This is a genomic window from Psychrobacillus sp. 05T411, from assembly GCF_056396485.1.
In genome coordinates, this window is sequence record NZ_JBFTLO010000010.1 from 21,550 (window position 1) to 35,276 (window position 13,727).

General features: G+C 36.8%; 12 protein-coding genes and 2 other annotated features (1 of these 14 running past the window's edge). Of the genes, 8 read left to right on the forward strand and 4 right to left on the reverse strand.

All coding sequences use genetic code 11. The features are described from left to right. Window positions 1–43: 43 nt before the first annotated feature. Together AC1DFT_RS10140 and AC1DFT_RS10145 are read right to left on the reverse strand one after the other, a co-directional pair. Complete coding sequence (locus tag AC1DFT_RS10140; protein ID WP_477919078.1) at window positions 44–901, reverse strand: transporter substrate-binding domain-containing protein; 858 nt, start codon at window positions 899–901, stop codon at window positions 44–46. Then, on the reverse strand, window positions 898–2,091 hold the full coding sequence (locus AC1DFT_RS10145; protein WP_477919079.1) for an acyl-CoA dehydrogenase family protein: 1,194 nt from the start codon (window positions 2,089–2,091) through the stop codon (window positions 898–900). The genes AC1DFT_RS10140 and AC1DFT_RS10145 overlap by 4 nt, the downstream gene beginning before the upstream one ends. A 194-nt stretch (window positions 2,092–2,285) precedes the next feature. Here AC1DFT_RS10145 and AC1DFT_RS10150 point away from each other — a divergent pair, with 194 nt between their 5' ends. Beyond that, complete coding sequence (locus tag AC1DFT_RS10150) at window positions 2,286–4,355, forward strand: catalase (protein WP_477919080.1); 2,070 nt, start codon at window positions 2,286–2,288, stop codon at window positions 4,353–4,355. Window positions 4,356–4,397: 42 nt separating this feature from the next. Here the strand turns inward: AC1DFT_RS10150 and AC1DFT_RS10155 are convergent, their stop codons facing one another. Together AC1DFT_RS10155 and AC1DFT_RS10160 are read right to left on the reverse strand one after the other, a co-directional pair. Further along, window positions 4,398–4,940, reverse strand: a complete 543-nt coding sequence (locus tag AC1DFT_RS10155) for a hypothetical protein (protein ID WP_477919081.1) — start codon at window positions 4,938–4,940, stop codon at window positions 4,398–4,400. 55 nt (window positions 4,941–4,995) lie between these two features. Beyond that, window positions 4,996–5,442, reverse strand: coding sequence for a MarR family transcriptional regulator (locus tag AC1DFT_RS10160; protein WP_477919082.1), 447 nt, complete (start codon window positions 5,440–5,442; stop codon window positions 4,996–4,998). Window positions 5,443–5,651: 209 nt separating this feature from the next. Here AC1DFT_RS10160 and AC1DFT_RS10165 point away from each other — a divergent pair, with 209 nt between their 5' ends. The 7 genes from AC1DFT_RS10165 (at window position 5,652) to AC1DFT_RS10195 (ending at window position 13,156) form a co-directional block, all read left to right on the forward strand. Next, window positions 5,652–6,872, forward strand: a complete 1,221-nt coding sequence (locus AC1DFT_RS10165) for a MalY/PatB family protein (protein ID WP_477919083.1) — start codon at window positions 5,652–5,654, stop codon at window positions 6,870–6,872. Window positions 6,873–6,924: 52 nt separating this feature from the next. Then, complete coding sequence (locus AC1DFT_RS10170; protein WP_477919084.1) at window positions 6,925–8,364, forward strand: APC family permease; 1,440 nt, start codon at window positions 6,925–6,927, stop codon at window positions 8,362–8,364. A gap of 93 nt (window positions 8,365–8,457) precedes the next feature. Continuing rightward, window positions 8,458–9,114 carry a carboxymuconolactone decarboxylase family protein gene (locus AC1DFT_RS10175; protein WP_477919085.1) on the forward strand — a complete coding sequence of 219 codons (657 nt, stop codon included), beginning with the start codon at window positions 8,458–8,460 and terminating at the stop codon, window positions 9,112–9,114. A gap of 223 nt (window positions 9,115–9,337) precedes the next feature. Further along, complete coding sequence (locus tag AC1DFT_RS10180) at window positions 9,338–10,021, forward strand: helix-turn-helix transcriptional regulator (RefSeq protein ID WP_477919086.1); 684 nt, start codon at window positions 9,338–9,340, stop codon at window positions 10,019–10,021. Window positions 10,022–10,035: 14 nt separating this feature from the next. Continuing rightward, the gene (locus AC1DFT_RS10185) at window positions 10,036–11,217 is read left to right on the forward strand and encodes a MalY/PatB family protein (RefSeq protein ID WP_477919087.1); all 1,182 of its coding nucleotides are present in this window, start codon (window positions 10,036–10,038) and stop codon (window positions 11,215–11,217) included. A gap of 122 nt (window positions 11,218–11,339) precedes the next feature. Continuing rightward, window positions 11,340–12,722, forward strand: a complete 1,383-nt coding sequence (locus tag AC1DFT_RS10190) for an APC family permease (protein WP_477919088.1) — start codon at window positions 11,340–11,342, stop codon at window positions 12,720–12,722. 50 nt (window positions 12,723–12,772) lie between these two features. Continuing rightward, the gene (locus tag AC1DFT_RS10195; protein WP_477919089.1) at window positions 12,773–13,156 is read left to right on the forward strand and encodes a RidA family protein; all 384 of its coding nucleotides are present in this window, start codon (window positions 12,773–12,775) and stop codon (window positions 13,154–13,156) included. A gap of 252 nt (window positions 13,157–13,408) precedes the next feature. Further along, window positions 13,409–13,636: a binding site (T-box leader), on the forward strand. 38 nt (window positions 13,637–13,674) lie between these two features. Next, window positions 13,675–13,727, forward strand: a binding site (T-box leader) (it continues 177 nt past the right edge of the window).

A 13,727-nucleotide genomic window follows, 5' to 3' on the forward strand; every position in this document is an offset into this window, starting at 1 on the left:
GCGTATCCAACGCGCAGGCAGCCTTCTAGTAGGAATTCAATGATTATCGATTTACGCTATCTAAAACTTCAAATAGGTCACGGCCATAGAATTCTGTGCTTAGCTCGTTTGTTTTCTTTTCTTCTTGTAATTGTTTAATAGCTTTGTCATAGGCATCTGCAAATTCTTGTTCTTTTTTATTAAATAATGGCCATGTTTTAATTACTGCGAATTCATTGTAGACAACTTCATCTTTTAAGTTGTAATATGGTCCATCATCTGCGAGTACTTGTTTTTCGAATACGCCTTCCAGTGTAATACCACCGTCCACACGACCTTCGTTTACCCATTGTATTACGTCAACAGTGAACGCATCCCCAGCTTGTAGTTTTACTGGATTTTCTGGATTTGCTTTATTGTATTCATCAATAATTGTGTATTGTGCATTGTTCGCCGCGATAGGTGCAAGGGATAATTCTGCAGAAGCAAAATCCTCCAATGTCTGGATGTTTTCATTTTCTTTTTTCAAGACAAGACCTGTGCTGCTTAATCCTAGGAATTCTTGTGGAAAGATAAATTTGGCTGTACGTTCTTCTGTCCAAAACGCATTTTTCACCCCAGCTTGATATTTTCCTTGTTCGACTCCTATTAATAGATCATCGCTTGTCGTTCCTACGTATTCAAACTCATACTTAGGTAATAACTCATCAACTAATTTCATCACTTCTACATCATAACCAGTTGCATTTCCTTTGTCGTCCAACCAAGAAATTGGCTTAGAAGCTTGGTCGTAGGCAACTTTTACTTTTCGAACATCTCCGTCTTTGGAGGAAGTCGAAGCCTCACCTGAACCACATGCTGCTAAGATCGTCATAGAAGCTAAACCTACTGCAGCTAATTGTAAATACTTTTTCATTTTCATCGTGTATATTCCCCCTGTTGTTTCACTAAGTTTTTATTTTTATCCTCTTCAAGTGCGGATTGCGCTAATTTTTTTATGGTCATATCATCCATCGGTGGATTGTGTAGTCCCGCTCGAACGTCCCGGTAGTATCGTTGTAATGGATTTGTTCGTTGTAGACTTTTCGCACCCACTAAGCGCATTGCTTTATCGACGATTGTTATAGCTGAATTTGTTACGACATGTTTCGCAATGCTAATTTCATTTGATAGTGAATCTCTTGTTGCTTCATTGTCATAAGCAGCGGCAGCACCGTATATGACAAAACGTGCTTTCGTAAGCTCTAAATCAATTTCCCCAATTAGCTGTTGAACATTAGGGAGCTGTGCAATTGGTCCATTTAAACTATTTGGAGAATACGTATTTGCGAAATGAACAGCATAATCACGAGCAGCTTGTGCAACCCCAAGATAAGTAGCTGGAATGTGGAGTAGCCAGCCATTAACCGCTCCGCCGCTAACAAACTGTGGGATCTCGACTAAATCGGATTCCTGCACAACTACATTTTTTAATACTAAATCGTTACTACTAGTTCCACGCATCGATACAACATCCCAAGTTTCTTCTATGGATAGTCCTTCTGAATCTCGATGTATTAAGAAGAAGCCAACTGTTTCTTTTTCTTCGATCCATGCAGAAGTTAGAAAGTAAGTGAGTACCGGTGAAGCAGTAGTGAAAATTTTCCGACCATTCAGTACCCAAGCGTCCCCATTTTTAACAGCTGTCGTTCCTGGACGCCCACCACGTGTTGGACTTCCAGTTTGTGCTTCACTGACAGAACGATTTACAAGTGCTCCATTTAAAATTTCTTTTGCAAAGAAATCTAATTTTTCTTGAGTCCATTGTTTTTTCTCAAATAGATCCCCAACTACGCCTAAACTCCATCCAACAGAAAGTGCTGTATTTGCATCATAGCTTGCTAATGTTTCTTGTAGTAGCACCATGTCATAAACAGAAAGACCTTCACCGCCGTATTCTTTTGGCAATGTAATATTCGCATAACCAAGCTTCACTAAATCTTCTACATTTTCTTTAGGGAAGATAGAAAGTTCATCAATTTTCGCTGATTTACTTTTAAATTTTTCTTCCAACCCTTCCAAATTATTAAGCCATTCTTGTTGTTTTCCGTTTTGAATAAATATATTACTCACAAATATTCGTCTCCTTCAAATTGATTAAATAAAATGTATTGGAATAGTAGGTTTTAATGATAAATAAAAAAATCAAGTCTATTATTGAAATTATCTTACTACTTTAACGTAGTGAAGTCAATGATAAGTCCTACTAAAATAATATGATTTAATTACAAAAAGTTTTTTCATAGAAAAATAGGGTATTGAACGTAATGGAAAGCAAAAAAGATGAAGGAGGAACTAGTTTGGATAATAAAGTGAATGCAAATAGCAAAGATGAACAATTAGAACAGTTTCGTGTGGATGATAAAGACAAAGCAATGACTACGAATCAGGGACTAAAAGTTTCAGAGGATGAATTCTCTTTAAAAAACGGTGAACGAGGTCCTACTCTTTTAGAAGATTTTCATTTCCGTGAAAAAATGACGCATTTTGACCATGAGCGAATCCCTGAGCGAGTTGTACACGCAAGAGGATATGGTGCTCATGGAGAATTTGAATTATATGAATCGATGCACGCCTATACAAAAGCGAAATTTTTGCAAACTCCCGGCACGAAAACACCTGTTTTTGTAAGGTTTTCAACAGTTGCTGGCTCTCGTGGGTCAGGTGAACTAGCACGTGATGCCCGTGGATTCGCGACGAAGTTTTACACGGAAGAGGGTAACTACGATTTAGTAGGAAATAATATTCCCGTGTTTTTCATACAAGATGGTATTAAGTTTCCAGATTTAGTCCACTCGTTTAAACCAGAACCGCATAATGAAATTCCCCAAGCAGCAACTGCGCACGATACGTTTTGGGACTTTGTAGCTAACAATCAAGAATCTGCTCATATGGTGATGTGGACAATGTCTGATCGGGCAATCCCAAGAAGTTTTCGAATGATGGAAGGATTTGGGGTCCATACTTTCCGTTTCGTCAATGCCCAGGGTATCTCTCATTTTGTAAAGTTTCATTGGAAGCCTGTTTTGGGTGTCCATTCCGTCGTGTGGGATGAAGCGCAAAAGTTAAATGGTAAAAATCCTGATTTCCATAGACAGGATTTGTATGATGCAATAGACAGTGGGAATTATCCGGAGTTTGAATTAGGTGTGCAAATAATCGAAGAAAAAGATGAATTTCAATTTGATTTTGATATATTAGATGCTACGAAACTATGGCCAGAGGAAGAAGTACCGGTAAAGATTATTGGAAAAATGACATTGAATAGAAATGTGGACAATGTTTTTGCTGAAACAGAACAAGTGGCATTTCACCCCGGGAATGTAGTACCGGGTATTGATTTTACCAATGATCCACTTCTTCAGGGGAGATTGTTTTCTTATACTGACACACAATTGATAAGACTTGGAGGTCCGAACTTCCATGAGCTTCCGATTAACCGACCAGTTTGCCCATTTCATAATAATCAAAGAGATGGATATGGCAGACAAACGATAAATGTGGGACAAGTCAGCTACCATAAAAACTCACTTGCAGGTAATACACCAGCTCCGGTTAGCGAAGCAGAAGGTGGTTACGCACATTATCAGGAAAAGGTAGATGGTCACAAAGTTCGCGCTCGAAGCGAAAGCTTTAAGGACCATTTCTCCCAAGCAACGATGTTTTGGAATAGTATGAGTGAACCTGAAAAACTGCATATTATTAATGCATTCAGTTTCGAGCTTGGGAAATGTAAACAAAAGACTGTTCGCGAGCAAGTTGTAGAAATGCTGGTAAATGTGAATGTGGACTTGGCATCCCAGGTTGCAAAAAATTTGGGACTAACTGTACAAGCGACTAGTCTTCCTAGCTATAGCAAGAGTTCTCCGGCATTAAGTCAATTAAATTCAGTTAAGAAACCAAATACCCGCAAAATTGCTGTATTAGTTTCAGAAGGGTTTGATGAGCAATTACCTGCTATTTTAGATGACTTAAAAGCAAATGGGACTATACTAGAAACAGTGAGTGATCATCAAGGGACGATTCAAGGAACGGATGGATCTTCACTCGAGGTAAACCATACTTTCTCCACTGCAGATTCCGTATTATTTGATGCAGTGTATGTTGCAAGTCCACAAGGTACAACACCAATGTACCAAAAAGAAGCTGCATACTTTGTAAAGGAAGCGTATAATCATTTCAAGCCCATTGCTGCCTCATTTTATGGGGAACAATTGCTGGATGAACTGGGGTTAAAAGGACAAGCAGGTGTCATAACAGAAGAGATCGGAAATAGTTTTGTAGAAAGTTTCATTGATGCAATTGCCAATCATCGCTTTTGGAATCGAGCTGTATAGAATAATTTAAAAGGCATGCCCCTAGACGTAGGGACATGCCTTTTATTTAGTCTTCGAAAGTCTTGGCCATATAAAGTATGAAATGGAGATGACAAAGTCAATGCCAAGAATCAGTCCCCAAAGTTTCAATGTACCCCATAAAACCTCAGATTTTGAGGTGTCATCCATGAGGTAAATCAAAATGAGCAATATGCCCCCACCAATGATGTAAGCAAGTAAATGTTGAATGGAACCTTTTATCGACTCTCGTGCAAATTCCATTCCTGTTTTACGTACAGGTTTAGCTCCTTCTTTTTGAACATAATATCGAAACCTTACATCTGCCCAGCGAATCATGCTCTTTCCAAAGGCAATCGAAGAACCGAGATAAACAGCTGCAATAGCATGTGCTAAAGTTGCGGTTGCCCCCTTATATAAATCTATCGATGTAATGGCAAGTAAAATCAGATCAATAACTGGCGTTAACGCAAGAAAAAATAAACCAAGACTTTCTTTTTTAAATATATATCGAGTTACGAGTCCTAGTAAAATCACAACCCAAAATCCAACTTCACAAGCAATGATTGTCCAAGCAATAAAATTCAAAACAACACCTCTTTCGGAAGAATGTTAGCTATATGATGAAGTTCTATCAGATTCCTTATCCGACTTCAGGTATTAATAAAGAAGTCAATTTTATATATGTTAAAAAGTCCTCATCCGAAAAACCATTTAACTTAGTCAAAAGTTTCTTATATTCTTCTGTGTCCAATTTTTTGTGATATTCATAAACTATTTTTCCTTTTTCTGATAGTTCGAGAATGACTTCTCGATTATCTTTAGGATTTTTACTTTTCATAATCATTTCTTTTTTAGAAAGTTTATCTACCATTTGAGAGATAGCGCCTTTTGTTTTATTAGTGAGTTCGGTAAGTTCTGTCGAAGTTGTTTGTATCTTGTTTCCGATTAAATTAATTGTATGTGCTTCTACCATATAAAGTTCATCTTCTGTCCCATATTTTCTAGGAACGCTTTCATATGAAGCGATTTTTCTAGAAATTTCATATAACGACTCCATCAATTCACTAAAGACTTCTTCTCTAGTCATTTTATTCTCCTCCTAATATTTCTTATGATTATTGTAACAGATTGCCTATTTTGTAAGTAGTTCTGTTCTAGAATACTTTAAATTGATTAGTTGTAAGTTTAAGTTTTCGGACTAGTCTAAAAATTATATTGACGTCATATTGTTTAGGTGCTAAACTACTTTTATCTTTAAATCTGTAAGCGTTATCAAATATGAAAGGGGCATTTCTTATGAAATATAATTTTGATGAGATTGTAAACCGAAGAGGAACCTATTCACTAAAATGGGATGGGGGTGAAGTAATTAAAGAGATGGGTATTACGGAAAGATATGACGAAGAAACGTTACCTCTATTTACGGCTGATATGGATTTACCGGTGTCTCAGCCCGTATTGGATGCTTTGCACAAAACAGTGGATCATCGAATATTTGGTTATTCCGTATTTCCGGAAGAGTACTATGAAGCTATTCAACATTGGTTTAAAAAGAGACATGATTGGGAGATTAAAAAAGAAGAAATCGTATACAGTCCCGGAACGGTTCACGCTCTAAATATTGCAGTAAGAGCATTTACAAATCCGGGAGACGGTGTGATCATCCAACGTCCAGTGTATCCACCATTTACATCGGCTATCGAAGGGAATAAAAGACTAGTAGTAAATAATGCGCTCAAATGTGATGATAAGGGCTATTATTCAATCGATTTTGAGGACTTTGAAGCGAAGGCAAAAGAGGAAAAGACGAAACTATTTATTTTATGTAATCCTCATAATCCGGTAGGAAGAGTCTTTGATAATGAAGAACTTAAGAGATTATCTGATATATGTGCAGAAAATAATGTGCTAATCATTGCAGATGAAATTCATGGAGATTTGATAAGACGTGACCAAACATTCACCCCAATCGCAAAAGTTTCTGAAAGTGTAGATCATATTATTACGTGCACCGCTATTAATAAAACATTCAATGTGGCGGGTCTGCATTGTACAAATGTGATTATATCTAATCCGAAGCTTCGAAAAACATTCAGTGAAGTAATGGGCTTTCAATTGGGATCCCCATTTACAATTGCTGCATTGATAGCGGCATACAACGAAGGAGAAGATTGGTTAGACCAATTGAAAGAATATATCGATGACACAATAGATTGGGTAGTAGATTACCTAGCAGAAAGAATGCCTCAAGTAAAAGTGAGAATCCCGGAAGGAACGTACGTGATGTGGCTGGACTTTAGTGATTATGGACTTTCTCCTGTAGAAGTACATGATCGTATCTACAATAAGGCCAATGTATTATTAGAAGATGGAAGTATGTTCGGAGAAGAAGGTTTACCATATCAAAGAATTTGTCTTCCGTCGCCAAGGTCTGTTATTAAAGAAGCGTTTGAAAGAATTGCAAAAGAATTTGAAGATGTTCATGTAGATGTAAGAGAAAAAAGTGTAATCTCTTAAAAATACAAAGTTTGGACTATAAAAATGAAGTTTTCACAAAGGGGTGTAATAAATGGCGAATCAAGAGGCAAATTTAAAGAAGGTACTAGGTCTAGGAGATGTAATGAGTATTGGCGTAGGACAAATTATTGGTGCTGGGGTAATGGCTTTAACTGGTATTGCAATAGGGATGACAGGTAGCGGAGTAACTTTAGCATTTGTTATTTCCTCCATCTTTACGTTGTTTATGGTTTTACCAATAGCTGTTATGGGGTCAGCTATTCCAACAACAGGGGGATTATATAGATATACTAGTAGACTCTTATCTCCTAAAATAGGATTCTTTTGGCTAACGCTATTTATACTTGCGCAACTTACGCTAGCGATGTATTCGATATCATTCGCAGAATATGTACAAGGATTAGTTCCATCTGCACCGCTTAAGCTAGTAGCGTTTACACTTCTAACTGTGTTTTTTATAGCAAATCTGGTTGGGGTGAAATTTGCAGCACTAGTCGAGAAGTTTATGGTGATTGTTTTGCTTCTTGCACTAATCGTGTTCGTTGCATGGGGAATGCCAGAGGTTAATTATGCTGTTTTCAATACGGGAGAAATGTTCCCAAGTGGATTCGTAGGTTTCTTTATGGCGGTAGGATTACTTTCGTTTGCTACAGGTGGGGCGCAAGTTGTGGCAGAGTTGGGTGGAGAAATGAAAAATCCGGGAAGAGATATACCGTTAACTATTATAGTAACAACATTAGCTATAGGATTGTTGTACGCATTTATGGCTACTATCGCAACAGGTGTTTTACCTATTGCAGACGTTGCTAACATGCCATTGACAGATGTTGCAAGAACCATTCTTCCAGGACCATTATTCATTTTCTTTATGGTGGGTGGAGCGATGTTTGCGCTAGCGACGACTTTAAATGCGACTCTGTCTTGGGTTACAAAAGGGATAATGATTGCATGTGAAGATGGTTGGTTACCGAAATCATTAGGGAAAGTGAATAAAAGATTCGGTACACCACACTGGTTGTTGACGCTATTTTATATTATTGGTGTTATACCTATAATGACTGGACTATCTCTTGGAGTAATTTCTGCATTGGGAACGGGTGTTTTCCTACTTGCAAATATCATTCCTGTATTTGCAGCAACCAGATTACCGAAGAAATATCCGGAGCTTTATAAAAGAGCACCATTTAAATTGCCGCCCGCAATTTTAAACACAATCGTGTATATCGGTGTAGCTTTACTACTATTTCAAGGATATTTATTAATGTCGTCTTTATCTTATAAGATTATTATTGGGGCAGTCGTTTATATGGCTATAGCGGCGACCTATGTAATCGTAGTCGGCAATAATCCAAAATATGGACTTAATAAGGAGCTACGTTTTGGGGATGGATCGGATAGTAGTTTTGATAATGATTTGAGTATTAAGCTGGAAACAGCTGCAACTTTAGAGGAAGCCGTTCCAATAGCAAAGCCTAGCACACTACTGGATTAATATTAATTGTTTGAGACGTTACGAATGAATTCTATTTAATAGACATAATCTATGATTAGTAAAACTAAATAGATAAAAAATGGAGGCTTTTAAATGACAAATGATAGTTTATATGTAAAATCGAACGCCAAAAGATTAATAGAATTAGGGAAGCTCGCTCCGGATACGTTTAAAGCATTTGTTGCATTTGACCAATTAGCTTTAGCAGAAGGTTTAATTCCAAAGAGAACGAAAGAATTAATTGCCATAGCGGTTGCGCATGTAACTGGATGCCCTTATTGTATTGAAGCACATGTAACCGCAGCGAAAAAGTTGGAAGCTTCAAAAGAGGAAATGTTGGAAGCAGTGATGGTCGCAACTGCATTAAAAGCCGGTTCTGCACTTGCTCACGGGTTAAATGGACTGAATGCTTTTGATGGCGGAGATGATGACGAGCTTTATAAAAGATCGAATATGGCAAGGTTTAAAGAATTGGGCGGGGCAAATCCAGACGCCTTTAAGGCATTCAATAAATTCGATATGGAAGCGATGAAACCAGGGTTAATAAGTCAGAAAGATAAAGAACTAATGGCTATTGCCGTTGCGCATGTAACTGGATGTGCGTACTGTATTGAGGCACACACGCAAAAAGCAAAACAATTAGGCATTTCTTTAGAAGAAATCACTGAAGCTATCTTTGTGGCAACGGCTTTAAAAGCAGGTTCTGCACTGGCGCATAGTGTGAATGCTTTGAATGCGTATGAGGGATAAAACAGAATTTTTTAAGTAAATAAGAGGTTGCACAAGAAACGTTCATCAATTAATTGATGAACGTTTTTTTAGTTTAGTTCCAGTAAAAATATTTTTAATCTCTGTCATAATCAGGCTACATAAATAATAAAAATAAATTATCACGATAAAAATTTTTTATCCTATGTTGAGATGAATGCAAGGGCTTCGTGGAAATCAAATAAAAGGAGATGGGATATCCAAAATGCATACTAACATACCCTCTCAATTACAACCTTTTATTCAAATGGTAGATTTTATAGGATTGGCCATGGGTAATAATTGTGAGGTAGTTCTTCATGACGTAAGTAATATTGAGCACTCTATTGTGGCGATAAAAAATGGACATATTAGCAACCGAAAAGTAGGTGGTTCCTTAACGGATTTAGCATTGAAAATATTAAAGGATAAATCGTATAAGGAAAAAAACTACTTAATTAATTATTCCGGGAAAACACAAGACGGTAAAATTTTACGATCATCCACGTTCTTCATTAAAGATAACAACAAAAAAGTGGTTGGAATGCTCTGCTTAAATATGGACGTAAGTAAGATGGTTGATACTAGAAATCTATTAGATAGTTTAATTAGTGGAATTCATGAGGTGCAGACAAACAACTTACAACAAGGTGGGAATTTACTTGATAATGCGTGTGATCCGATTGAAGATCTTCATACGTCCATTGAAGACTTGACTACTTCTGTTATTTCGAAAACTATATCAGAAACGAATATTCCACCGTATAGAATGTCAGCCAATGAAAAAATGGAGGTAGTAAAACAATTAAACGAGAAAGGTGTGTTTTTGATTAAAGGTGCTGTATCTGAAGTTGCATTGCATCTAAAAACATCCGAGGCCACCGTATATAGATACTTAAACAAAATTTGAAAGGGGCATATCTAGTGAAATATAACTTTGATGAAATAATAAATCGGAGAGGAACCTATTCGCTAAAATGGGATGGCGGTGAATTAATCAAGGAGATTGGTATTACGGAAAGATATGATGAAGAGACGCTACCTTTATTTACAGCAGATATGGACTTGCCGGTACCTCAGCCATTAATAGACGCATTGCATAAAACTGTGGATCATCGAATATTTGGTTATTCTGTATTTCCGAATGAGTATTATGAAGCTATTCAACAATGGTTTAAAAGGAGACATGACTGGGAGATTAAAAAAGAAGAAATCGTATACAGTCCTGGAACAGTTCATGCCCTGAATATTGCAGTAAAAGCATTTACGAATCCAGGTGATGGAGTCATCATTCAACGCCCAGTTTATCCGCCTTTTATAGCTGCCTTAGAAAAAAACGGAAGGAAAGTCGTGAATAATGCGCTTAAATGTGATGACGAAGGCTATTATTCGATAGACTTTGAAGATTTTGAAGCGAAAGCCAAAGAGGAAAAGACGAAGCTATTCATCTTATGCAACCCTCATAATCCAATAGGAAGAGTCTTTAATAGAGAAGAACTAAAGAGATTATCTGATATTTGTGCAGAAAATAATGTGGTAATTATTGCGGATGAAATTCATGGAGATTTGATAAGACGTGACCAAACGTTTACCCCAATCGCAAAAGTTACAGAAAATGTAGACCATATTATTACATGTACCGCTATTAATAAGACATTTAATGTTGCGGGACTTCATTGTACAAATATGATTATATCAAATCCGGAGCTTCGAACAACTTTTAGTGAAGAAATGGGCTTTCAACTGGCATCACCATTTACAATCGCTGCACTAATAGCGGTTTATAAGGAGGGTGAAGATTGGTTAGAGCAGTTGAAAGAATATATCGATGACACAATAAATTGGGTGGTTCAGTTTTTAGCTGAAAAAATGCCTCAAGTAAAAGTGAGAATCCCGGAAGGAACGTATGTCATGTGGTTGGACTTCAGTGCTTACGGTTTTTCTCCAGAGGAGGTGCATGATCGAATTTACAATAAAGCGAATGTTCTGCTAGAAGATGGCAGTATGTTTGGTGAAGAAGGCTTGCAGTATCAAAGAATTTGTCTGCCGTCACCGAGATCTGTTATTAAAGAGGCGTTTGAAAGAATTGCAAGGGAATTTGAATAATTAACTATTAAATAAAATTGTAAATTGCATCAAAGCAATAAAACTTCATAAAAAATAAGTGTGAAAGCTTATTTTTTTATCATAATAAGTCAGAATATTCAAAAAAAGAAGGGGTGTATTAAATGGCAAGTGAAGAGTCCAAGTTAAAGAAGGTATTAGGTCTAGGGGATGTAATGAGTATCGGTGTGGGGCAAATTATTGGAGCTGGCGTAATGGCTTTAACTGGTATTGCTATAGGAATGACCGGAAGCGGAGTTGTTTTAGCTTTTATTGTTTCATCCATTTTTACATTGTTTATGGTTTTGCCTACAGCAGTTCTTGGTTCCGCATTGCCAACGACAGGAGGAAACTACAAATATGCGAGTAGGCTCTTGTCTCCTAGAGTAGGATTCTTTTGGCTGACGCTGTTCATACTGGGCCAATTAACGATAGCTATGTATGCAATATCATTTGCAGATTACGTTCAAGGGTTAGTTCCCTCAGCACCACTTAAGTTGGTAGCATTCACGCTTCTTACTGTATTTTTTATAGCGAATTTAGTAGGAGTAAAATTCGCTGCACTTATTGAAAAACTAATGGTTGTTATTTTACTCTTAGCTTTGGTTGTCTTTGTAATGTGGGGAATGCCAGAAGTTAACTACGGTGTCCTTAATGCGAAAGATATGTTCCCTGGTGGGTTTGTAGGATTTTTTATGGCAGTAGGATTACTTTCATTTGCAACAGGCGGAGCATCTGTGGTTGCGGAGCTCGGTGGAGAAATGAAAAATCCAGGAAGAGATATACCGCTGACAATTATCGTAACAACAATATCAGTTGGTATTCTGTATGCTTTTATGGCCTTAATTGCCGCGGGGGTATTACCCATTGCAGATGTTGCTAACAAGCCATTAACAGACGTTGCGAAGGCAGTCTTACCGCAATCCCTCTTCGTTTTCTTTATAGTTGGTGGAGCTATGTTTGCGCTTGCTACTACGCTAAATGCAACTCTATCTTGGGTTACGAAAGGGATCATGATTGCTTGTGAAGATGGTTGGTTGCCTAAATCATTAGGGAAGGTAAATGAAAAATATGGAACACCACATTGGTTGTTGACTATCATTTATATTATTGGAGCAATACCAATAATTACTGGATTACCACTAACGGTTATTTCAGCATTAGGAACGGGCGTTTTCTTGATTGCTGGTGTTATACCTATTATTGCTGCAACACAATTACCGAAGAAATATCCGGAACAATATAAGAAAGCTCCATTTAAATTAGCTCCTAAAACTTTGAATACTATTGTTTGTATAGCGGTATGTTTATTACTTTTTCAAGGATTCTTACTTATGTCCTCCTTATCATTCAAGATTATCATCGGGACAGTCGCCTACATGATTGTTGCACTAATATATGTAATGGTAATAGGCAAAAAAAATAAGCTAAACAAAAAACTAAACTTCGAAGTCGAAACATCAGATAATAGCATAGAAATAGCTACGACTTCAGAAGAGAAACTATAGTCTATATAAAAAAGAAAGTAACAGATTACTTAGAAAGGAGCGGAAATTAATTGTACAAAACTATTTTCACAGAAAAAGCTCCTAATGCAATTGGTCCATATTCTCAAGGAGTTCAAATAGATAATTTTTTATTCTTATCTGGGCAAACTCCCATCGATCCACAAACCAATGAAATAGTAGAGAGCGATATTATTATACAAACTAATCAAGTCATGGAAAATATTAAAGCAATATTGGCCAGTGAAGGACTTACGATAGCGAATATTATTAAAACTACAATTTTTTTAAAAGATATGAATGATTTTTCTATCATGAATGAAGTGTATGGAAAGCAACTAGGAAATCATCGTCCTGCAAGATCTACAGTGGAAATAAGCCGACTTCCAAAAGATGCATTAATTGAAATCGAAGCTATTGCCGCTATTAAAAAGTAAGAATCCAGGAAAAAAGTTGTCTTAAACGTAATTTGAGGTAACTTTTTTATTGTTAATCTGTCAAATGTTCAATTGTCCTTGTTAGTTTTAAAAGAGACGAATTTAGTTGTAAAAACTAGGCTCTTAGTTGTGAAAATCAATGTACTAAATGGAATAATCGAGGATCTAGTTGGAAAACAAACTTTTCCTAGTTATTCGGGTGTTGACTATTTGAAATTTTTTGCATATACTAAAAAATAATTTATAAAGTATAATCAAGCGAAGAAAAGGACATGAATCATCCATATTTTCTTATTAGAGAACAGGGTCATAGGCTGGGAGCCCTTAAGAAAAACGAATGATTTACCACCTTGGAGCTATTGTGGGGAAAGTGAACTTTGCGATTATCCACATTCGGGAAAACCGTTATCTTGTATGAGCGCAATCCAATTTTTTGTGTTGCAAAATTAGGGTGGAACCACGACCACACTCGTCCCTTTACCGGGATGGGTGTGGTTTTTTGTATTTAAAATTTAATAATTCAAGCCAAGATAAGGACATGAATAGTTCAATTTTTTCTTATTAGAGAACA